Source organism: Pseudoclavibacter sp. CFCC 13611 (assembly GCF_008831225.1).
Taxonomy (GTDB): Bacteria; Actinomycetota; Actinomycetes; order Actinomycetales; family Microbacteriaceae; genus Pseudoclavibacter_A.
Window position 1 is genome coordinate 875609 of the sequence record NZ_WBKE01000002.1, and the last position, 21687, is coordinate 897295.

General features: G+C 67.1%; 17 protein-coding genes. 6 read left to right on the plus strand and 11 right to left on the minus strand.

From position 1 onward, the window contains the following. Positions 1 to 65: 65 nt before the first annotated feature. From F8O08_RS10855 to F8O08_RS08310, 6 genes are all read right to left on the minus strand, one after another. Positions 66 to 1934: a DUF2207 domain-containing protein gene (locus tag F8O08_RS10855; RefSeq protein WP_192497707.1), complete on the minus strand. Its 1869-nt coding sequence runs from the start codon at positions 1932 to 1934 to the stop codon at positions 66 to 68. 148 nt (positions 1935 to 2082) lie between these two features. Beyond that, a complete protein-coding gene (locus tag F8O08_RS08290; protein ID WP_158042597.1) occupies positions 2083 to 2769 on the minus strand; it encodes a LysE family transporter in 687 nt (228 codons plus the stop codon). Then, positions 2766 to 3791, minus strand: coding sequence for a magnesium transporter CorA family protein (locus F8O08_RS08295; protein WP_158042596.1), 1026 nt, complete (start codon positions 3789 to 3791; stop codon positions 2766 to 2768). The genes F8O08_RS08290 and F8O08_RS08295 overlap by 4 nt, the downstream gene beginning before the upstream one ends. A 26-nt stretch (positions 3792 to 3817) precedes the next feature. Next, positions 3818 to 5182 (minus strand): sugar porter family MFS transporter, encoded by a 1365-nt coding sequence (locus F8O08_RS08300; protein WP_263970011.1) that lies wholly within the window; start codon positions 5180 to 5182, stop codon positions 3818 to 3820. A 95-nt stretch (positions 5183 to 5277) separates the two neighbouring features. Beyond that, positions 5278 to 6234 (minus strand): exopolyphosphatase, encoded by a 957-nt coding sequence (locus F8O08_RS08305; RefSeq protein WP_158042594.1) that lies wholly within the window; start codon positions 6232 to 6234, stop codon positions 5278 to 5280. Next, complete coding sequence (locus F8O08_RS08310; protein ID WP_158042593.1) at positions 6231 to 7439, minus strand: glycosyltransferase; 1209 nt, start codon at positions 7437 to 7439, stop codon at positions 6231 to 6233. Before F8O08_RS08310 ends, F8O08_RS08305 begins: the two co-directional genes overlap by 4 nt. 172 nt (positions 7440 to 7611) lie before the next feature. On the opposite strand from F8O08_RS08310, the gene F8O08_RS08315 reads away from it, so the two are divergent. The 6 genes from F8O08_RS08315 to F8O08_RS08340 all read left to right on the plus strand — a co-directional run bounded on the left by F8O08_RS08315 (position 7612) and on the right by F8O08_RS08340 (position 16702). After that, positions 7612 to 10419 (plus strand): ATP-dependent Clp protease ATP-binding subunit, encoded by a 2808-nt coding sequence (locus F8O08_RS08315; RefSeq protein WP_225733557.1) that lies wholly within the window; start codon positions 7612 to 7614, stop codon positions 10417 to 10419. Between the two features lie 10 nt (positions 10420 to 10429). Then, the gene (locus tag F8O08_RS08320; protein WP_158037682.1) at positions 10430 to 11284 is read left to right on the plus strand and encodes an aldo/keto reductase; all 855 of its coding nucleotides are present in this window, start codon (positions 10430 to 10432) and stop codon (positions 11282 to 11284) included. A gap of 89 nt (positions 11285 to 11373) precedes the next feature. Then, complete coding sequence (locus F8O08_RS08325; protein ID WP_158042592.1) at positions 11374 to 12093, plus strand: DUF6226 family protein; 720 nt, start codon at positions 11374 to 11376, stop codon at positions 12091 to 12093. A 43-nt stretch (positions 12094 to 12136) separates the two neighbouring features. Further along, a complete protein-coding gene (locus tag F8O08_RS08330) occupies positions 12137 to 12478 on the plus strand; it encodes a DUF6504 family protein (RefSeq protein ID WP_158037680.1) in 342 nt (113 codons plus the stop codon). A gap of 5 nt (positions 12479 to 12483) precedes the next feature. Continuing rightward, complete coding sequence (gene dnaE, locus F8O08_RS08335) at positions 12484 to 15846, plus strand: DNA polymerase III subunit alpha (RefSeq protein ID WP_158042591.1); 3363 nt, start codon at positions 12484 to 12486, stop codon at positions 15844 to 15846. Positions 15847 to 15856: 10 nt separating this feature from the next. Then, entirely contained in the window at positions 15857 to 16702 is an 846-nt protein-coding gene (locus tag F8O08_RS08340; protein ID WP_158042590.1) for a GTP pyrophosphokinase family protein, read from the plus strand. Between the two features lie 81 nt (positions 16703 to 16783). Here F8O08_RS08340 and F8O08_RS08345 read toward each other — a convergent pair whose 3' ends face one another. The 5 genes from F8O08_RS08345 to F8O08_RS08365 form a co-directional block, all read right to left on the minus strand. Then, a complete protein-coding gene (locus F8O08_RS08345; protein ID WP_158037677.1) occupies positions 16784 to 17572 on the minus strand; it encodes an isocitrate lyase/PEP mutase family protein in 789 nt (262 codons plus the stop codon). A gap of 176 nt (positions 17573 to 17748) precedes the next feature. Continuing rightward, positions 17749 to 18531 (minus strand): CE1759 family FMN reductase, encoded by a 783-nt coding sequence (locus tag F8O08_RS08350; RefSeq protein WP_225733556.1) that lies wholly within the window; start codon positions 18529 to 18531, stop codon positions 17749 to 17751. A gap of 24 nt (positions 18532 to 18555) precedes the next feature. Continuing rightward, positions 18556 to 19098: a MarR family winged helix-turn-helix transcriptional regulator gene (locus F8O08_RS08355; RefSeq protein ID WP_225733392.1), complete on the minus strand. Its 543-nt coding sequence runs from the start codon at positions 19096 to 19098 to the stop codon at positions 18556 to 18558. Next, positions 19085 to 20254, minus strand: a complete 1170-nt coding sequence (locus F8O08_RS08360; protein ID WP_158037676.1) for an LLM class flavin-dependent oxidoreductase — start codon at positions 20252 to 20254, stop codon at positions 19085 to 19087. The genes F8O08_RS08355 and F8O08_RS08360 overlap by 14 nt, the downstream gene beginning before the upstream one ends. 217 nt (positions 20255 to 20471) lie before the next feature. Further along, complete coding sequence (locus F8O08_RS08365; protein ID WP_158042589.1) at positions 20472 to 21629, minus strand: polysaccharide deacetylase family protein; 1158 nt, start codon at positions 21627 to 21629, stop codon at positions 20472 to 20474. Between the last annotated feature and the right edge of the window lie 58 nt (positions 21630 to 21687).

A 21687-nucleotide genomic window follows, 5' to 3' on the forward strand; every position in this document is an offset into this window, starting at 1 on the left:
GCAGACGCGTCTGTGCAGTCGACGATGGCAGGAGCGATGATCGCCGCTGCAGCGACCCGGTAGCGCTAACGGCCGCCACCGCCGCCGCCACCGCCACCACCACCTGCGAAGCCCCCGCCCCCTGCCCCACCAGAAAAGCTGCCTCCTGAGGTGGGCGGCTGCACCGAAGTGGTCGCAGCGGTGTTGAACGCGGCGAGTCTGGAAGCGAGGACTCCTGCAGTGAACGGCGTCATCGAGTCATACCACCCCGGTTGGCTGCCGGTGCGCTCGTAGTCGACCTGCAGCTGCTTCGCCCAAGTGCCTTCGATGCCCCAGAGCACCGCCCACGGCAGCAGCCTTTCGTTCAGACGCACACTGGTCGAGCCGTCGGACAGATCGATGCGTTCGGCGCCCTGCACACTCTGCAGCACGGCGAAGCGATCTCGCTCGGCAAGCTCCATGTACATCTTCAGGCCTTTGACCTCGTCTCTTGCCTCGGCACCCGCTTCGGTCAGCGTCTTCGGACGAGGCAGGGCCACGAACAGCAGCATCAGCGACCCCACCGTGGCCAACCCGGCTGCGATGAGCCACCAGGTGATGCGTTCGGCCTGCACCAGCGCCCACAGCCCGTACGCGGCGGAGATCGCCATCATGCCCCACCCTGACACTCGCAGGGCAAGCGGCAGCGTGGAGGTCGGTACGGCTCGGAACCCGCCGGCGAGGAGTCGCTGCTGAACATCGGCGATCACCGCCTGCGCACGTTCGGCACGGTGCTGGTCGGGCTTCGTCTCAATGGCCACGCGCTCACCCGGCTGCAGCTGACGAGGCCCGGCCAGCACGGCGAGCACCTCTGCGTCATGAGCCTGCATTCGATTGGGGTCGACCATCTCGATCGCGAAGCTCGGTCTCTTGGCGCCGAACATGCCGACATGTTCGATGTCGACCATGCGAACGACGCCGCGAACCGCCATGTCGATGACTGCGGCCGGCATCCAGCTGTTCATCCGGTTGACCAGGTCGGCCCCGGCGACGATCGGAAGCCCAGCGGGCGGTGCGTACTCCGGAACGATCACTCCACGCCCCGGGGCGTCCCGCCACCGGCGGCTTCGCACGACGACCAGGGCGACGGCGAGCCCGAGAGCGACTGCGCTCAGCCCCAGCGGCAGCCATGTCGTCCACCATGCCCGTGAGGGAGGTTCGGGAATCACGAAGGTCTGCAGGGCGAAGCCGACCGCGATGGTCATCGTCTGCGCGGGGGCGAGCCCACCGTCAGTCTGCGCGGTGAACCGGGCGGCAGCGTCACCCGCGTCTTCGAGACGCACGATCTGACAGCGCGCGGTCGAGCCGTGTGCGCCCTGGTAGCAGGAGGCCTGGCCGTTCAGGGCGGAGACGAGCGAGGGATCGACCGTGAGCGTCGCGGAGACGACCCCGAAGGACTGCTGCCAGCTCTCGCCGTTGACATCCCAGTAGAACTCGTCGGTGTCGGTGTCGGCGAAGTGACGCACGGTGTTCTGCATGGTGTAGTTCAGCACGTAGGTCTGCCTGCCGTGCACGAACTCGTCTGAGCCGAGAGACACTTCGAGCTGGCCTCCGACGCGCTTGGTGTCGTACACCACTGCGCGGCCGGCGTCATCGGACACCGCCGTGACCGTCGGGTCGAGCGCCACCCCGTCATAGTCGAGGGGAATCTTGCGCACGAGACCGCGGTTCTGATCGAAGCTCGGAAAGTCGGCGACGAGAGTCTCGGTGACATCGATTCGGGCTCTGCCGTCGGCATCGCGGCTCAGGTGGTAGTCGACAGACATCGATTCGAAGCTGAAGTCGTCGACGGATGCCGCTGCCGGTCTGACGGACGTCGCCAGCAGCGCCAACGCGAGCAGCGTGGCCGCCAGCAGCAGAGCCGAGAGTCGTGCCAGGCTCGATCTCGGCAGACGCAGCGATCTCGACGTGCTCACCAATCTGTGCGTGTGCGACATGCCTGGTGTCGGTGCGGAGTTTTGGGTCGTTCGCATCGGCCTCATGCCGCCCATGGTACTTCGTCGCGCCGACATCGCCCGATCACCCGCACGACGAATCGCACATTACGTCGCGCTGAGGCAGGCCTCAGTGCAGAAAGATCAGCAGCACGCCGACCGCAAGATACAGCACCCCGAACACCGCATTCATCACACGCTGACCATGCGCGTTTCGCGCGAATCGCCCGACCGCGCGTGCGGCAGGAGCGAAGAAGCCCCACATCACACAGATGTCGACGACGATCATGGTGACGATGACCGCCGCATACTGCAGCACGACCGGTTTCGACGCATCGATGAACTGCGGCATGAAGGCCAGAAAGAAGATGATCGCCTTGGGGTTGCTGAGGTTCACCCAGGTTCCGCGCATCACCATCGCGCCCGGTCGCAGGTATCGGCTGACGCCGGCAGCATCCCCCGAATCGGCGGCCTGGTTCTCGGCAGCCGCGCCGGTGTCGGTGTCCTCGTCTTGGGCGACCCGACCGACGGCGCGCGCGAGCAGCAGCTGCCGAACCCCGAGGTAGCCGAGGTAGGCGGCGCCGGCGTAGCGGATCGCCGTGGTGACTCCCGGCGCGTGTGCGAGCAGCGCACCCAGCCCGCAGGCCACGATCACCAGCAGAATGAGCAGACCGATCTGCTGGCCGAGCACGCCCCAGATCGACCGGCGCCACCCGACGTTCAGCGCATTCGTCATCGTCGAGATGGCTCCGGCGCCCGGGGTGAGGCTCACCATGATCGACGCGGCAAGCAGTGCTCCCCAGACCGCCGGGCTCATAGCCAGTCCAGGCGTTTGAACCAGGCGTAGAGCCCAACCGAGGTCAGCGCGATCAGCGTCACGGCGATCACCGCACCGACATCGGTCTGAAAATAGGGAAAGTTCACGTTCATGCCGAAGAAGCCGGTGATCAGCGTCGGCACGGCGATGATGGCCGCCCACGATGTGAGCTTCTTCATCACCAGGTTCATCCGGTTGCTCTGGCTCGAGAGGTTCGTGTCGATGATGGTGCTGGCCAGGTCTCGCAGCGAGTCAGTCCAGTCGCTCACGCGCAGCACGTGATCATAGACATCGAGAAAGTATGGCCGCAGCGCATCGGGCAGCGGCGGCTCGGCACGATTGATCACGCTGCTGAGAATCTCTCTGGTCGGCAGCGCCAGCCGACGCAGGGTGACCAGACGCTTGTGCAGATGATAGGCGTTGAGCTGGATGCCGCGGGAGTCCGGCGTGTCGCCGAAGAGCTCGTCTTCGAGAGCGTCGATGCTCTCGTCAAGCTGCTGCACGGTGTCGAAATGGGTGTCGACGATCTGATCGACGATCGCCCAGAGCACCGTGATGCCGCCGATCGCCAGCAGCGTCGGATGCGCCTCCCAGGCCAGTCGTGCACCGCCGAGATCGAAGCCGTCGCCGTGTCGCACGGTCACCACGACGTTTCTGGTCAGAAAGATGTCGATCTGATGCCGTTCGAGCTCGGACTCGACGTCGTTCGGCGCAGCCATCGCATACAGCGTCAGAAACAGATGCGTCTCGTAGCGAACGAGCTTCGCACGCTCATGGCTCTCTTCGACGTCTTCGATGGCGAGCGGATGCAGATGCAGCGTCTGCGCGATCTGCACGAGCGCCTCATGATCGGCCGTCGGCAGATCGACCCACGTGGTGCGCTCGGCGTCGTGCTGCAGGTGCTCGATCTCGGTCAGAAAGGTGGTCTCCCGTTCGAGTCGGCCACCGCGGTAGACGCGGATCTCAGGTGTGCAGTCGGTCGAACTCGCACCGGTCTTCTCAGGGTCGGTCTCAGAGCGCATGAACCGAGTCTACGCAGTCGATCGCTTCAGCTGAGACGTCGGCGCAGCATCCTCTCGACCTCTTCGAGCGCCAGCCCTCGCGTCTCGGGCAGCGCACGCCAGACGAACCATGCGCTCAGCACGTTAACCGCGGCGAAGACGAAGTAGACGTCGCCGCCCAGGTGCGCGAAGGCCAGCGGAAAGAGCAGCGCGACGACGCCGTTCGACAGCCACTGCACGCAGACCGCCACACCTGCGGCCAGTCCCCGCACCTGCAGCGGGAACAGCTCGGCCGTCATCAGCCAGAACACCACTGACACCATCGCCTGCACGAAGCAGAGCAGCACCAGCATGAGGGCGAGCACGAGCCAGGGCTGGGCCGGTCCCAACGGCAGGGCGAAGGCGAGGCCCAGCAGCAGATGCGACGAGGCGACGCCGATCAGCCCGGTGATCATGATCGGGCGTCGGCCGAGACGACGCAGCACGCGGATGCCGACGAGCGTCGCGAGCACCGAGACCACTCCCGTGGCGATGGTCGCGGTGAGCGCCGCCTGCGTGCCGAGCCCGCTGGTCGCGAGGATGCTCGGTGCGAAGTACATCACGGAGTTCACGCCGGTCAGCTGGGAGACCATGCCCAGACCGGCACCGATCAGCACGAGACGGCGCACCCAGCGGGCCCGCATCGGGTGCCGATCCGTTCTCTGCGTCGCACCTGCAGACTCATTGGCTCGGGGGCGAAGCGCCGTGATCGTCTGCAGTTCGCGCTCGCTCTCGCCGGTGCTGCGAATCGATTCGAGCACACGGCGCGCAGCCTCGGGGCGACCGTGCGTCGCCAGCCAGCGCGGCGACTCCGGGACGAACCAGAGCCCGGCGAACAGCAGCAGGGCCGGGGTCGCACTGACCAGCAGCATGTGTCGCCACGCTTCACCGTCAGACGACGCCTGCGCGATCGCGGCGTTCGCCACGGCCGCGAGCAGCTGCCCGGTGACGATCATCAGCTGGTTTCGGGTGACCAGCCCCGCGCGCCGCCGCGCCGGGGCGATCTCGCCGATGAAGATGGGCACGATCGTCGAGCTGGCTCCCACGGCGAGGCCCAGCACCACCCGACACCCCACCAGCGCCTCGACGCTCGGCGCAAGCCCGGTGCCCAGTGCGCCGACGGCGAAGACGAGCGAGACGAAGAGCAGGGTTCGGCGGCGTCCGAGGCGATCTGCGAGCCGCCCGCCGACGAGGGCGCCGAGACTCGCGGCGAAGACGAGCGCCGATGTGACGACGCCTTCGGCCAGAGCGTCGAGTCCCAGGCCGCCGGCGTCTCGCGGCTGACTGAGAAACGGCAGCGCGCCCGCGAGCACGCCCGTGTCATAGCCGAAGGCGACGGCTCCCATCGTCGCGATCAGCACGATGGTCGTCACGCGTCGGTCGGGCGATCCGCTCCTGCCGCGCGATGATCGAGATGTCGGCTTCGTCGACCTGCGGTGCTCCTCACTCGTCCTTCCCCGTGAGCTGCTCATCGCCGATCTCGGCCGCCTGCCAGCAACGTCTCAGCGGCGCCGTCGAGGATGTCATGCTCGCTGTAGACGGCGTGGTCGCAGTGCGAGCGGGCGGCGATGCGCGCGCTCACCCGTGACCAGATCACCGCGGCTGCGGAGACCAGGTCAGCGCGTGTGCGGTCGACGCCCATCTCGGCAAGCGCATGCGGATCGGCGGCGATCAGACGGGTGCAGGCGGCCTGCAGCGCGTCGAGACTCCAGCATCCGCCCGACAGTTCGCCGAAGCGCTCGGCACGCACGCCGGCGGTCACCGCTGCGATCACGCCGACCGAGTCAGAGACGCCGATGACCCGCTCGACGCCGGCCAGCGACACATGGGCCTCGGCTTCGTCGAGGGCGCAGTCGACGTCGGCGACCATCGCCGCGTGCTGTGCCGCCGACATCGGCCGGTGCGCATCGAGGTGTCGCTCGGTGAGGCGCACGCCGCCCACGTTCATCGACCATGCCGCGATCGGTCGGCCGTTGCGTCCGACGACGAGCTCGGTCGAGCCGCCGCCGAGGTCGACGACCAGCGTCATGGGCTGTGCCGGCATTCCGGTGAGTGCTCCGGCGTACGAGAGGTCGGCCTCTTCGACACCGCTGATGATCTCGGGTCGTACGCCGAGAGTCGATTCGACGACGTCGCGCAGCAGTGTCGCGTCATGCACGTCGCGGCTCGCCGACGTCGCCACGAAGCGCAGCCGGTCGTCTGCGACGCCGAGACGCGTCAGATCGCGGCGGTAGTCTGCCAAGGCGACGCCAAGGCGGTCGAGCGCCGCCGGTGCGAAGGCATGCGTGCGGTCGACGCCCTCGCCGAGACGGATCGTGCGTGTGCGGCGCACGAGCTCCCGCGTCGGTGCGGGCCCCTCGATCACGAGCAGGCGCACGGTGTTCGTGCCGCAGTCGATGGCGGCGACGCGTTCGCGAGCGGTCATACCGGCTGCACCGTCGAGCGCGTCATCCGACGCTGCTGACAGTAGATCTGCACGAGCCGTCGGGCGCTCTTCGCCCAGCTGCGCTGCAGAGCGAGTGCGCGGCCTGCATGCCCCATGCGCTCGCGCAGCTCGGCGTCGTCGAGCAGCCGGGTCAGCGCGCGCGCCCAGGTCTCGGGCGAGCGATCGCGCATGAGCAGACCGGTCTCGCCGTCGTGCACCGCCTCGGGAAGGCCGCCCGTGGCCATCGCGATCACCGGCACCCCGCTTGCGGCTGCCTCGAGTGCGACCAGGCCGTAGGTCTCAGAGTGCGACGGAACCAGGAACACCGAGGCACCGCGCATCAGATCGGCCAGCTCGGCGTGCGACATCGCGCCGTCGAAGTGCACCCGGTCGCCGATGCCCGCGTCGGCGGCCTGTCGGCGCAGAGCCGTCAGACAGCCGCCGTCCTGGCTGCTCGGCCCGCCCGCGATGCGCAGATCAGGGCGCAGCGAGTCGTCAGTCGACGCAATCGTGGCGACGGCGAGGTCGAGCCCTTTGAGCGGCTCGATGCGGGCTGCGGCGGCGACGTATCTCGGAACGGCGGCCTCTCCCGGGTGGAAGCACCGAGCATCCACACCGGGAGACACCACGTGCACCCGCGATGGCTCGCCGCCCAGCCGCTCGACCACGGTGCGCTGCTCGGCATGACTGACCGTGATCACCGCATCGGCCTCGCGTGCGAGAGTGCGCTCTGCCGAGAGACGCCCGGGCGCCTCGGGAGGCTCGCCGTTGTCGAGTGCGGTGTCGGCGTCTGCCGCGATGCTGTGAAAGCTCTGCAGCAGCGCAGCGCCGCATTCCCGAGCGACGGGCAGGGCCGCCAGACCGGAGTACCAGTGATGCGCGTGGATCACGTCGTAGTCGCCGAGTGCCCGCAGCTGCCCGGCGAAGGCGTCGATGTACGCCTCATGCTCGGCTTTGGGCAGCGGATGCTCGGGCCCGGCCGTGATCGTGCGCAGCATGAGTCTGGGGGCGAGCTCGATGGCGTCGGGCTGCTCGGGAGCGCTGCGGCGTGTGATCACATCGACCTGGTGACCGAGCGCGGCCAGTTCGGCCGCAAGGTGCTGGATCACGATGTTCATGCCGCCGACGTCGCCCGTGCCGGGGTCGCCATAGGGATTCGTGTGCAGCGAGATCATGGCGATGCGCAGCGGGCTGGCGGAGGGCATGCCGTTCAGTTTAAGGCATGGCGCTCGTGATGCCGCGAACGGAAGCGACGCAGGGGAATACCTGCGACACCCGGACGTTAGGTTGAGCGTACGGCACTCAACTTTGAGGGTGGCGACGTCTGAACGACTGTCAGATCGGTATCGCCCTCGCAGACACCGACGAGGAGGTACTGTGCCAGAGAACAACCCCCAGAACGGGAGCGAACGCGAACCGAGCGGGCAGGGATCATTCGACGAGTTTCTCGCACGCTACCTGAACGCACAGCAGGCACGGCAGCAGGCTGCCGAAGGCCAGCGCACCATCGACATCAGCAGGTTTCTGACCCAGCGCACACAGCAGGCTCTGGCCGAGGCCGGATCGTACGCGGTCAGAAGAGGTCAGACCGAGGTCGACGCCCTGCACATGCTGCGCGTGCTCGCCGAGAACGCCCCAGTGCACGACGTGCTCACCCGCATGGGCGTGAGCGTTCAGCAGCTCGCTCACGAGGTCGAAGCTCGGCTGCCCGTCGCTCGTGACGGCGCGACCGTCACCGAGGCCCCCGACGTCACGCCCTCGCTGCAGCGCGCCCTCTTCCATGCCTTCCAGGTCGCCCGCGCCTCGGGTTCGACCTATGTCGATCTGGAGCATCTCTTCTTCGCACTCGTGCTCGCACAGGATGCGCCTTCCGCACAGATCCTGGCAGGGTTCGGCGTGACCGCGCAGTCGCTGATCGATTCGATGCGGCAGTCTGCCCGGCAGCCCGATGACGTGGCACCCGTCGACGACGCTGCGGCTGCGAACTCCGGCTCATCGGAGGCGGACGCAGGCGGCGATGCGGAGCAGACTGATGCATCCGCCACATCGCAGACCCCGATGCTCGATCGCTTCGGCACCGATCTGACGGCACAGGCACGCGACGGCCGACTCGATCCGGTGATCGGTCGTGCCGACGAGATCGAGCAGACCGTCGAGATCCTCTCGCGCCGCACCAAGAACAACCCCGTGCTCGTCGGCGAGGCCGGCGTCGGCAAGACCGCCGTCGTCGAGGGCCTCGCGCAGGCGATCGTCGACGACGAGGTTCCGCACGCGATCGCCGGGCGTCGCCTGGTCTCTCTCGACCTGGCGTCGATGGTGGCCGGCACGCGCTTTCGCGGCGACTTCGAAGAGCGCCTGACCAAGCTGCTCGACGAGATCACCGCGCATCGCGATGAGCTCATCGTCTTCATCGACGAGCTGCACACGGTCGTCGGTGCCGGCGGCAGCGGCATGGGCGACGGCCTCGACGCGGCCAACATGCTCAAGCCAAGGCTGGCTCGAGGCGAGCTGCATATGATCGGCGCGACCACGCTCGACGAATATCGCAGGATCGAGAAGGATCCCGCCTTGGAGCGCCGGTTCCAGCCGGTCGCCGTCGACGAGCCGTCGGAGGACGTCGCCGTGCGCATTCTGCACGGCGTCGCGCCCGCCTTCGCCGAGCATCACGACGTGCGGTACACGGATGCCGCGCTCGACGCCGCCGTGCGTCTGTCGGCCCGATACCTGCCCGACCGTCGTCTGCCCGACAAAGCGATCGACCTGATCGACCAGGCCGGGGCCAGGCTGCGTCTGCGGCTCGGCGATCGCATCGACACGCAGGCGCTGATGCGCCAGCTCATGGAGTTGGAGGCCGAGAAGAACGCCGCAGCGTCGACCGAGCAGTATGAGCAGGCCGGACAGATTCGTGACCGCATCGAACAGGTGCAGGCGGCTCTTGACGCGGCGAGCGCGCACAATGCCCGCATCGAGCATCAGCATGCCGCGACGACGAGTTCGGCGCCGGCACCCACCGAGGCCGTAGTCGACGAGCGACAGATCGCCGAGGTGGTCGCGCGCCGCACAGGTGTTCCCGTCGATCGCATCAGCGAGGGCGAGCGCACACGGCTCGCGCACCTCGAGAGCGAACTGCACGAGCGCGTGATCGGTCAGCATGACGCGGTCGCCGCGGTGGCTCGGGCCGTGCGTCGTGGCCGCACCGGTCTGGGCGACCCGAACCGGCCCGTGGGCAGCTTTCTGTTCCTCGGCCCGACCGGGGTCGGCAAGACCGAGCTGGCCAAGACGCTCGCGGCCAGTCTGTTCGGCGACGAGCACGCGCTGCTGCGCTTCGACATGTCGGAGTTCGGCGAGAAGCACACCGCAGCGCGGCTGGTGGGCGCTCCCCCGGGCTACGTCGGCTATGACGAGGCCGGCGAGCTCACCGAGGCCGTGCGGCGCAGGCCGTACTCGGTGCTGCTGCTCGACGAGATCGAGAAGGCGCACCCCGACGTGTTCAACCTGTTGCTGCAGGTGCTCGACGACGGGCGGCTGACCGACGGCCAGGGGCGCACCGTCGACTTTCGCAACACCGTGGTCATCATGACCTCGAACATCGGCTCCGAGTTTCTGGCCTCACGGTCGGGAGCGCTCGGCTTCGTCGCGAACACCGGCGACGACACGACGGGCTTCGGTTCGGAGCGGGCGCTGCGCGATCGGGTGATGGGCCGGCTGCGTGAGGCGATGCGACCGGAGTTCCTCAACCGCATCGACGAGATCGTGCTGTTCCGTCGTCTCTCGCGTGAGCAGGTGAGGCTGATCGCACGCACCATGATCGCGGCGACGGCCGAGCGGCTGGCCGACCAGGGCATCCGCCTGCAGATCAGCGACCAGGCGGTCGACTGGCTCGCCGAACACGGCTTCGAGCCCGAGTACGGGGCTCGTCCGCTGCGCCGCACGGTACAGCGCGAGGTCGACGATCGCATCGCCGACCTGCTGGTCTCGGAGGCGAGCGGCACGGTGGTGACAGTCGATCTGGCGTCTGCAGAGACGACGGCGGATGCCGACGCGGCAGGCGCTTCGGCCGACGCCCGTCTGCAAGTGCGCTTCGAAGACGCAGACGACCACACGGGTCGTGCGGGTTCGGCATCGGTCGAGACCAACGCGGCCGGCGTGCATGAGGAGGTGGCAGGAGACGAGGCCGCGGCCTAAGGTCGTTGGCATGAGCACTTCCCCCGAGAACACGCAGACCTCGCACACCCTGAACGACGGCACCACCCTGCCGGCGATCGGTTTCGGCACCTACCGCCTGAACGGGCGTGCGGGTGCCGAAACGGTCGCCCAGGCGATCGACAACGGCTACCGCCTGATCGACACCGCTTTCAACTATGAGAACGAGGGCGCGGTCGGCGCCGGGGTGCGCCTCAGCAGCGTGCCGCGTGACGAGATCGTCGTCACTTCGAAGCTGCCCGGCCGCCACCATGCGTTCGACCAGGCCGTTCCCACGATCGAAGAGTCGGTCTATCGCACCGGTCTCGATCATCTCGATCTGCTGCTGATCCACTGGCCGAACCCGCTGACCGACCGCTACGTCGAGGCATGGCAGGCGCTGATCGAGGCGCGCGAGCGCGGGCTGACGCGTCGCATCGGCGTGAGCAACTTTCTGCCCGAGCACCTCGAACGTCTCGAGCGCGAGACCGGTGTGCTGCCGAGCGTGAACCAGATCGAGCTGCACCCGAGATTTCCGCAGCACGAGGCGGTGCGCTGGAACACAGAGCACGGCATCGTCACCGAGGCGTGGAGTCCGCTCGGCCGAGCCAGCGAGATTCTGCAGAACGAGACGCTTGAGCAGATCGCTCACGCGCACGAGCGCACCGTGGCTCAGGTCGTCCTGCGGTGGCACCTGCAGAACGGCGTGGTCCCGATTCCGAAGGCGACGCACTCTGATCGGCAGATCAGCAACCTCGATGTGTTCGACTTCGACCTGAGCGACGAGGATCTCGCCGCGATCGACGGGCTGGCTCGCGAAGACGGTCGACTCAACGGTCAGGATCCCGCCACATACGAGGAGTTCTGAACTCTCGCGATTTGAGAGGAATCGAGCCCGCCTGACGGATGCGGGCGCTGAAGCTGTTGCGGCCGGCGGAAAAACGGAAGAATGGCCCTATGTTCCGGCTCTCACGCTCTGACCGCACCGCGGCGTCACCAGCCGTCGGTCTCAGCGTCTTCAGCGACCCGGATCGATTCGCTCCGCTGCACACGGTGGCGACAGAGCTCATCGAGCATTTGACGTCGGTCTACGACGTGCGTCGTGAAGACGGATTCGCGGTCACCGCCGAACTGCTGAACGCACCGACCGCAGCCGAGACCGTGCGAGCGGTGCGGCTGACACCGAATGACGACGCCTGCGCACCGATGGTGATCGTCCTCACGGACTTCCCAGGTGTTCGGGTATACGCCGGCGCGCTTTTCGACGAGTTCTATCCCTCGTGCGGGTGCGACGCCTGCGCCGAGACGTGGGAGGGCTGCGCAGACGAGCTCAGGTGGCAGACGCTCGCAATCGCAGAGGGCGGCCTCGCCGAGAACGTGAGCGAACCGCGTCGCGCCAGATGGAGCTTCAGCCTGAGTCGCGGCATCGAGAAAGGTATGGGCCAGACTGTCTCCTGGCAGCTTCGCGCTGCTGACGGGTCAGCCGAGAGCAGTCAGCAGTCTCGTGCAGAAGACGTTCCTGACGATCTGCTGGCACGAGCCCGCACCCGACTTGACGTGCTCGGTGCGGCCAGCCCGAACGGCCGGTGGATGCCATGGCCGAGGCGTGATCGGCGCGCGCAGGCGTACGACCATCAGTCGTCGTTGCCGATGTCGGAGGGCACCTCTACGCTGTGATCATTCGAACATATGTTCGAACCAGTGAGCACAGCAGGAGGCCATGATGCCACGCAAGATCGATGAGGCGATCACCGTCGAGCTCTCGCACGAGGGCGAGCCGCGCAGTTTCGTCTGGCGCCGTTTCGAGTACGAGATCGTCGGGGTGCCGCAGAGCTTCTTTCACCGAAGGCGCTGGTGGTGTGCGCCCCAGTCCTCCCCCGCTGCGAGCGCGGTGAGCGCTCATCCGACGACGAGCGCAGCGGCAACAGCCTGCGCACCCCGCCAGCGCGTCGATCAGGAGCTCTGGCGCGTCGATGCCTCGTGCACGGGCGACGACTTTCACACCTACGACCTGCTGCGCCTGCCTGACGACGGCTGGCGACTCCAGCTCGTCTGGGAGTGACCGGCATGCCTCCGTTCACACACCTGCACGTGCATTCGGGCTTCTCCACGCACTACGGCTGCACCACCCCGAGACGCCTCGCCGAGCTGGCGTCGAGCGCCGACGCCGAACGTCTCGCCCTCACCGACCGAGACGGGGTCTATGGTGCGGTGGCCCATGTGCAGGCCTGCCGAGATGCGGCGCTCGCGCCGATCCTGGGCGCAGATCTCGCCGTGCATGGCAGTCTGGCCGAACCGCTTGGCCGTGTCGTGCTGCTCGCCCATGGCGCAGTCGGCCGCAGCGACTCCACGCAGTGGGCACAGGCCGGGCATGGCCAAGGCTATGCCGCGCTGTGCCGCATGGTGACCGCTGCACACGATCCCGGCCCGAGAGCGCGCCGTTCTTCGGCCCCTTCGCTCAGCCGTGACGCGCTCAGCGAGCTGCTGCGCGAACGGCCGCACCTGAGCGTGCTGCTCGGCCCGTCCAGCGACGTCGGCCGACTGGTCGAGGCGCGCCGGCTGCCCGAGGCTCGTGCGGCGCTGCGCGCCTGGTGCCGACTGGTGCCGCGCGAGCTGCTGGCCGTCGAGGTGGTGTGCTGGCTGGCCGAGCCGGGACAGCCCGGCAGCGTCACACCGGCCACACGGATGCTCTCGCTGGCCGAGGCGCATGGGCTCACGGCCGTGCTCACCAATCAGGTTCGATACGGCGAGCCAGATGAGGCAGCCACTGCAGACATCTCAGACTCTGCGCGTACGCTGCTGCCGCTCGACGACCTCGACCGCGACCGTCGCCTCACCGCCACCGGACAGGCCTGGCTGAAGCCGGCCTCCGCCATGCGGCGCATTGCCCGCATGGTCGTCGACGTGAGCGACCACACGACCACCGCGACAGATCTGCTCGCCGCCACCGAGCGTCTCGCCGAACGGTGCACGCTCGACCCCGAAGTCGATCTCGGCTGGGGGCATCCGCGCATGCCAGAGGCCGGTGTGATCGGAATCGAAGGAGACCCGATGCGCGCGCTGACCATGCGCGCCAGAGCTGCTGTCCCCGATCGGTACGCCCAGGCAGACCCCGCCCGCCTGCAAGCGGTGCACGATCGTCTCGATCATGAGCTCGCCGACATCGAGACGTTGGGGTTCGCCCCGTACTTTCTGACCGTCGCCAAAGTCGTCGACCTGATTCGCGAGATGGGGGTGCGGGTGCAGGCCCGTGGGTCTGGGGTCGGCTCGATGCTGAATTATCTGCTGCGCATCTCAGGCGTCGAACCACTCGACAACGGGCTGCTCTGGGAACGTTTTCTCTCGCCCGAGCGCCGCACGCTGCCCGACATCGATCTCGACGTCGAGTCTGCCCGGCGCCATGACGTCTACCGGCGCATCTTCGCCGAGTTCGGCGACCAGCGGGTGACGCTGATGTCGATGACGAACACCTATCGCTCCCGTGGCGCGGTGCGCGATGCCGGGCTCGCTCTGGGTATCGAGGCCGAGCGCATCGACGCGATCGCCAAAGAACTGTGGAGGTTCAGCGCCGGCGGCTTTCGGCGGGCGCTGGCCGAGAAGCCCGAACTCGCTGACTTCGCCGAGCAGGTGCGCACCAGCCCGCAGCTTGATCTGCTCGTCGACGCCACCGAGCGTCTCGACGCACTGCCGAGACACATCTCCATGCATCCCTGCGGGGTCATTGTCTCCGATCTCTCGCTGCTCGACCGCACCCCGGTTCAGCCCTCGGGCATCGGGCTGCCCATGTCGCAGTTCGACAAGCACAGTGTCGACCCGATGGGGCTCATCAAGCTCGACGTGCTCGGCGTGCGAATGCAGTCAGCGATGGCCTATGCGGTGAGCGAGGTGAACCGGCTGCACGAGACGCCGCTCGATCTCGACGCCCTGCCGCTCGACGACCCGGCGACCTTCGAGACGATTCGCTCGACGCACACCTTGGGCATCTTCCAGATCGAGTCACCAGGGCAGATGGAGCTGGTCGGCAAGCTGCAGCCCGAGCAGTTCAACGACCTCACTGTCGACATCAGCCTGTTCCGGCCCGGCCCGATGAAGAACAACATGCCGCTGCAGTATCTGCAGGCTCGTCACGGCGAAGTGTCTCCGGCGGTCATTCACCCGCGCATCGATCCGATTCTGCGAGAGACGATGGGAGTCGTGGTCTTCCACGAGCAGGTGATGCGTCTGCTCGACGAGCTCACCGGCTGCGGTCTGGCGAAGGCCGATGTGCTCCGCCGCGCAATGGCCGACGATCAGCAGCTCGACCAGATCGAGCAGATGGTCTTTCGCAATGCGTCGCTGCGAGGCATCCCGTCGTCGGTGACCGATCGTTGCTGGCGGATGCTGCGGGGATTCGCCAGCTTCGGCTTCGCGAAGGCGCATGGTGCGGCCTTCGCCCTGCCCACCTATCAGTCCGCCTGGCTGAAGACCCATCATCCGGCCGAGTTCCTCGCCGGTCTGCTGACCCACGACCCGGGCATGTGGCCCAAAGACCTGCTGCTCTCCGAGGCACGTCGCCTGGGCGTCCCGCTGCTGCCGCTCGACGTGCAGCGTTCCGGGCTCGACTACCGGGTCGAGCGGCTGCCCGACCGCCAGGCCCCGAGTCTGGGCATCCGGGTGTCGGTGGCCGAGCTGGTCGGCAGCACTCGAGCCGAGCAGGAGCGACTGGTCGCGCATCAGCCTTTTGCGAATCTGCAGGACTTTCGCGATCGCGTGCGCCCTCGTCGCAGCACGTTCGAGGCACTGGCCAGAGTCGGCGCGCTCGACGCGTTCATCGGGCATGATCCCAGACGACGGCATGAGTTGCTCGCTCTGATCAGGTCGATCACCGCCACACCCATACGCATTCCGCCTCGGCAGCTGGCCTTCGACCTTGATCTGCCGACCATTCATCATGCAGCGGCGCCCGTGACCGACCTGCACGCGCGCACCCAGACCGATCTTGAGATCGAGCATCTCGGCATCGGCGTCGAGCACCACGTGGTCTCACGCTTCCACCCGCTGTTCCGGCGTTTGGGCGTGACCCCGGCGCGTGATCTCGTCGGCCTGCCCGGTGGCAGCGAGGTGCTGGTAGCCGGGGTGCGCCGTGCGACGAACACTCCTCCGATGCGCGGAGGCCGCCGAGTGGTGTTCGTCTCACTCGACGACGGCACCGGGGTGAGCAACATCGTCTTCTTCGCTGAGGCCCAAGAGCGCATCCGCAGCGGAGTCTTTCGCACCCAATTGATGCTCGTACGAGGAGTCACCCGCCGCAGCGGAGCAAGAGGCATCAGCGTCACGGGGTCGATGGCGTGGAATCTCGTCGACGTGCAGGCGCAGCAGCAGACCGACGACCGGGGCTCAAGAACCCTGCAGCAGCGCGATCCACAGTCTCTGCTGAGAACGGCAGGCTAACGTGTATCTCATGACCGCTGACTACGAGCTCGTACCTCGCATCGCCACCCAGGATCTGACGCTGCTGGGCGACGACGACGTCGCTCACTGGCGTCATCTCAGAAAGCAGTTCACCGGCTTTCTGCTGCAGTACAAGTTCGCCATCGACGAGGTGCTCACCAAAGTGAACATCCTTCGTGACGAGTTCGCCCACCTGCACAGCGAGAACCCGATCGAGCACGTGAAGTCCCGGCTCAAATCGCCAGAGAGTCTGCTCGACAAAATCGAGCGCAAAGGCATCGCTCCCGACTTCGACTCCATTCGCGCCGAGATCACCGACATCGCCGGCGTGCGCATCACGTGCAGCTTCGTCTCTGACATCGAACAGATCTACCGCGCTCTGCTGCGCCAAGACGACCTCACCGTGATCCAGGTCAAAGACTATGTGCATCAGCCCAAGCCCAACGGCTACCGAAGCCTGCATATGATCGTCTCGGTGCCGGTGTTCCTCTCGTCAGGCACGGTGCCGGTGACCGTCGAGATTCAGATCCGCACCATCGCAATGGACTTCTGGGCATCGCTCGAGCACAAGATCTACTACAAATACCGCCACGACGTTCCCGAACAGATCGAGCGGCAGCTGCACGAGTCAGCCCAGCAGGCCACGGCCCTCGACGAGCTCATGGCCGACCTGCACCAGCAGGTGCACGATCTCGACGATGCAGAGACGATCGACGACGACCTCGATCTGTTCCACTCGCATCCGCGAGACAGCCACACGGCGACCAACACCGAGGCCCCCGGCCTGCCGCTGCGCAGCCATCTCATCAGCCGTCTCGCAGACCTGCGCCAGAGGTACGGCCGCGACGCCACGTGAGCCTCACCCGAGACTCGCCTGCCTGACCCTGCTCGGCATCGTGGCGCCGCAGAAGCCCTGCCGCCACACGCTCAGGCGCGGTCAGTTGAGTTCGGGGGTGTCTTCTGGGATCACGCCATCGTCATAGAGGCTGTTGCCCAGATCACGCAGTGCGCGCAGCGCATGCCGCTGCGTCATCGGCCCGTACGAGATGCGTGCCACACCCAGCTGTTCGTATTCCCGGGCACTCAGCGCACCTGGCAGCCCGATGACGCTGAGGCGGCCTTCTCCGATGCCGTCCACCAGCCGCTCGGTCGTCTCACGGTCGAGCACACCGGGCACGAAGACCAACGCCGCTCCGGCGTCGAGGTAGGCCCGGCCGCGTGAGATCGCATCGTCGATCACGACATCGATCGGTCGTTCACCGCCGAGCACGAACGCGTCGGTTCGTGCGTTCAGCTGAAAGTCGACTCCCGCGCTCTCCCCCGCGGCGACCACACGACGCACCGTCTCTGCTGATTCGTCCACGGGTCGCAGCCGATCTTCGATATTGGCCCCCACCACGCCGATGTCGATGGCACGACGAACCGTCTCTGCGGCATCACCATGCCCGTCGTCGAGATCTGCGCTGACGGGCAGGTCGGTCGCGGCCACGATACGGGCCGTCGCAGCGAGCAGCAGGTCGAGCGGAATCTCACCGTCAGAGAAACCATGACTGGCCGCGATGGAGTGCCCCGCTGTGGCCAGGGCCTGAGTGCCGGGCAGGTCTGAGACCACTTTGGCCGTGATCGCATCCCACACATTGACGACCCGCAGAATGCTCGGGTCACGATGCAGCGCCCTGAGCGTCTCGGCTCGGCGTGCGGTCTCGTCTCTCGTCGTCTCGCTCATGGTCTGCACCTCTCGTCCAGGCGGCCGATCCGGTTGAGTCAGCCGGTTGTGAGCCGACGTCTCGCCGTCGACTCATGTGCCACGAGGCTAGCCCCACCGATGTGCATCCTGACAGGGTGTCCTCTCTGCGCGAACACCGTATACAGCGAGCAGTCAGTCGACCGACCTGGCCGTGGTCACTGGCCGCCGGCGGCCAGCCGCATCATGTCCGAGTCGAAGTCGAGCCCGGCAGACGCGTCACTCGCCGCACCTGCATCGGGGTCTCTTGCCTTCTCGGCCGCCGCCTGCTCGGCGACCGATCCGAACTCGTGCTGATAGTGCTGCCAGGCGCCGCCGGTGATCGCACGCGCGACGTCGCTGGCCAGCAGTGCGACCAGTTCGTTGGCCGCACGGTCGAGTCTGCCGCCGAGGCTCGCCGAGCCCCAATCCTCTGACGTGCTGAACACCGAGGTCGGAATCGTCAGCGCGCGGAAGAACGCCATCGTCGAGCGCAGCTGCTCGTCGACCACGAGTGCGTGCCGTGCGGTGCCGGCCGTGGCCAGCAGCGCGGTCGGCTTCGCCAGCAGCAGATCGTGATCGAGAATGTCGAGAAAGCTCTTGAGCAGCCCGCTCACGCCCGCTTTGTAGATCGGCGTCGCGACCACGATCGCGTCTGCTGCGGCCAGGTGATCGATCGCCTGTGCGATCTCGGCGCTCTGCAGGCCGCTGATCATCGTCTGCACGATCTGCTGAGCCATCGGTCGCAGCTCCACCTGACGCACCTCGACGGCCACTTGCGCCGCCTCGGCACGCTGCAGCACACGCCGCACGAACTGATCGGCCAGCAGGTGCGTCGACGACGGCTGCGACACCCCTGCGCTGATCACCACGATCTTCCGTGTCTGATCGGCGACCGCGTCCTCGTGCCGACCCGTCGTTCTCATCTGCCCTGCATCGCTCTGCTCGCTCGTCTCGTCCACTGCAGTCACCTCACTCGCCTCGACTCATCTCTCATCGTCTTCGTCGACCGATCGAATCAGCCGCCGCGTCAGATCGCGCAGCTGCTCCAGCTCCGCGTCGCTCAGCGCCGCACTCAGGCGTTCGGCCACCAGCCGCCCATGTCTCCGGCCGACCGCCCGCTGCACGCGGCGGCCCTCCTCGGTCAGCGTGACGCAGACCCGCCGGCTGTCGTCCGGCATCCGCTGCCGACTCACCAGACCACGACCGACCAGACGGTCGACGAGACGTGAGAGCGTCGGCTGTGTGAGCATCACGCTGGCGTTCAGCCTGCCCATGCTGAGCCCGTGCGGCTGCTTCGCGAGGGTGTAGAGCACGTCGTATTCGTTCAGCGACGCCTGCTGCCAGATGTCGTCGGCCTCGAAGACGCGCAACAGCCGGCCCTGTGCGCGGAACAGCGCCTCCCACGCCTCGTTCGCGATGCGCGCCGACCCGTGCGCTGTGCTTCGGCCGTCATCTCGACTGTCGGTGGATGCCCCGGCGTCGGCCATCACATCGGCGCCGGTCGCGAGCGGCTCAGCGGCGCGCATCTTCGGTGTCCAGGTAGGGCGAGCCGCCGGTGACGTTGTCGCCGCGGTTGGCGTTCGGGCGAGGCTGGCGCGGTTCGGCGTCGCCGTACTTCGCCCGCACCAGCGAGGCGTGCGTCGGGGCATCAGGCACGTCGGGCGCCCGACGTGCGGCCAGCTCGCGCCGCAGGACCGGCACGACCTCGCTGCCCAACAGCTCGATCTGGTCGAGCACCGTCGTCAGGGGCAGGCCGGCGTGATCCATCAGGAACATCTGCCGCTGGTAGTCGCCGAACGACTCCCGGAAGGTGAGCGTCTTGTCGATGACCTCCTGCGGGCTGCCCACGCTGAGCGGCGTCTGGCGGGTGAAGTCCTCCATCGTCGGCCCGTTGCCGTAGACCGGCGCATTGTCGAAGTACGGGCGGAATTCGCGCACGGCGTCCTGCGAGCGCTTCGCGATGTAGGCCTGCCCGCCGAGGCCGACGATCGCCTGGGCCGCCGTGCCGTGCCCGTAGTGCTCGAAGCGCTGCCGGTACATGCGGATCAGCCGCATGTAGTGCTCTTTGGGCCAGAAGATGTTGTTGGCGAAGAAGCCGTCACCGTAGTAGGCCGCCTGCTCGGCGATCTCAGGTGTGCGGATCGAGCCGTGCCAGACGAAGGGCGGCACGTCGTCGAGCGGTCGCGGCGTCGAGGTGAATCCCTGCAGCGGCGTGCGGTACCTGCCCTGCCAGTCGACGACGTCCTCTCGCCACAGCCTGTGCAGCAGGTTGTAGTTTTCGAGGGCCATCGGCAGCGACTCGCGAATGTCTTTGCCGAACCAGGGGTAGACCGGCGCGGTGTTGCCGCGTCCGAGCATCAGATCCATGCGTCCGTCTGAGAGATGCTGCAGCATGGCGTACTCTTCGGCCAGTCGCACCGGATCGTTCGTGGTGATCAGCGTGGTCGACGTGCTCAGCACGATGCGCTCGGTCTGTGCGGCGATGCTGGCGAGCAGCGTGGTCGGCGCCGACGAGAAGAACGGCGGGTTGTGGTGCTCGCCGATGGCGAAGACGTCCATGCCGACCTCTTCGGTCTTCTTCGCAATGGCGACCGCCGCTTTGATGCGCTGCGCCTCGCTGGGAGTCTCACCGCTGACCGGGTCGCGAGTGATGTCGCTGACCGAGAAGATTCCGAACTGCATGACTGCCGCCTCTCATCGTGTGGCCGAGGGATGCCGCGGTGCAGCAGCGATCTCGGTGATCGGTGCGGCATGTCTGGGTGGCATGTCTCGGGGTATCTGCTTGGTGCCATTCTACTTGTATCAGCAACCTATGCAAGTGAATAGATATTCCCGGCGAAAGCAGGTGCCGATCCTCGGTTGCAGATGCACGCGTGCGTCACTCCGACCGGCACAGGCATCACTGGGCCAGCACCGCCTTCACGGTCGCGAGCTTCATGCCGTAGTCGATGCGCACACGCGGCAGCGCGAGCTTGTCACTGCCCTGGTGCACCGTTCCCCCGGCGACGGTGACTGCGAGATCGAATCCTGCCTGCCGTACACCCTGCTCGGCGACGGCATTGTGATGGCCGAACGGATAGGCGATGACCTCCTTCGCACCGAGGATGTCGGCCGAGGTCTGCAGATCCTGTGCCACGGCTTGAGCCGACTCGTTCACCATGCGACCCTTGCCGTTCGCCCCGGCACGGTGCATATCGTGCGTGTGCGAGCGCTGCAGCACGAAGCGGTTCGGCGTCGCCTCGGTGCGCGCGCTCGTGATCACGAACGACGTCGCCAGAACCTGATACCGCTCGACGATCGGCGCGGCGAGTTCGAGCCACGATGAGTCTGCGTCGTCATCGGTGACGATCACCGACTTGCGCGGCAGCGCCAGACGCCCGTCGATGAACGCCTCGAGCTCATCCCAGGTCGGCAGGTAGTACTCGTTCTCGGCGATATAGCGGATGTGATCCTCGAAGTCTCCGATGTACGCATAGTTCAGGCGCAGCCAACCGCGCTCCCCCTCCGGCTTCGCCGTGAACTGGTGATACATCAGAATCGGCACCCGCACGTCGGCCGCACGCACCGCATCCGGCGTCTGCCACGCCGCATGCAGCGTGCGCTCGCCGTCAGCGCAGTCGACCAGATGCGCTCCGTTGATTCGGGCGCGCTGATCGGCGGATGCGGCGCTCGCGGCATCTGCATACCAGCCGGCGAACACCCAGCCGGTTCGATCCGGCACCGGCAGATCACGATAGAGCTCGCCGGCGACCTCGGTGACCACAGGCTCCTGCACATCGTCGCCGACGAATGAGATCTCGCAGCGATCGGCACCAGCAGCGCTGCTGCCCCGTGTCGCCGCCGAGTTCGGCGCATCATCTCCATCAGCTCTGGCGCCCCCAGACACGCCTCCCTGGGCCAGCGACGAAGGCTCCGAGCCGACGCTCGGAATCAGTGCGCCCACGACGAGGAGCACCGCAGTGAGCGTGACGAGAGCCGCCGTCAGCAGACGGATCTCGGCGAGACGATGCCGACCTCGGGCATGTCGGTACTGTCTGCGACGCTGCACCTCGCCCATTCTGATTCCCCTCCTCCCGAATGCCGCCGTGCAGCCGGGCCGCCCCAAGTCTGCCTGA

Excerpts from the sequence above, each read along its gene's own strand:
- F8O08_RS08310 (WP_158042593.1), bottom strand. The coding sequence starts at position 7,439 with ATGCCCTCCGCCAGCCCGCTGCGCATCGCCATGATCTCGCTGCACACG.
- F8O08_RS08365 (WP_158042589.1), bottom strand. The coding sequence starts at position 21,629 with ATGGGCGAGGTGCAGCGTCGCAGACAGTACCGACATGCCCGAGGTCGG.
- F8O08_RS08340 (WP_158042590.1), top strand. The coding sequence starts at position 15,857 with ATGACCGCTGACTACGAGCTCGTACCTCGCATCGCCACCCAGGATCTG.
- F8O08_RS08325 (WP_158042592.1), top strand. The coding sequence starts at position 11,374 with ATGTTCCGGCTCTCACGCTCTGACCGCACCGCGGCGTCACCAGCCGTC.
- F8O08_RS08290 (WP_158042597.1), bottom strand. The coding sequence starts at position 2,769 with ATGAGCCCGGCGGTCTGGGGAGCACTGCTTGCCGCGTCGATCATGGTG.
- F8O08_RS08305 (WP_158042594.1), bottom strand. The coding sequence starts at position 6,234 with ATGACCGCTCGCGAACGCGTCGCCGCCATCGACTGCGGCACGAACACC.
- F8O08_RS08295 (WP_158042596.1), bottom strand. The coding sequence starts at position 3,791 with ATGCGCTCTGAGACCGACCCTGAGAAGACCGGTGCGAGTTCGACCGAC.
- F8O08_RS08330 (WP_158037680.1), top strand. The coding sequence starts at position 12,137 with ATGATGCCACGCAAGATCGATGAGGCGATCACCGTCGAGCTCTCGCAC.
- F8O08_RS08345 (WP_158037677.1), bottom strand. The coding sequence starts at position 17,572 with ATGAGCGAGACGACGAGAGACGAGACCGCACGCCGAGCCGAGACGCTC.
- F8O08_RS08355 (WP_225733392.1), bottom strand. The coding sequence starts at position 19,098 with ATGCGCGCCGCTGAGCCGCTCGCGACCGGCGCCGATGTGATGGCCGAC.
- dnaE (WP_158042591.1), top strand. The coding sequence starts at position 12,484 with ATGCCTCCGTTCACACACCTGCACGTGCATTCGGGCTTCTCCACGCAC.
- F8O08_RS08360 (WP_158037676.1), bottom strand. The coding sequence starts at position 20,254 with ATGCAGTTCGGAATCTTCTCGGTCAGCGACATCACTCGCGACCCGGTC.
- F8O08_RS08320 (WP_158037682.1), top strand. The coding sequence starts at position 10,430 with ATGAGCACTTCCCCCGAGAACACGCAGACCTCGCACACCCTGAACGAC.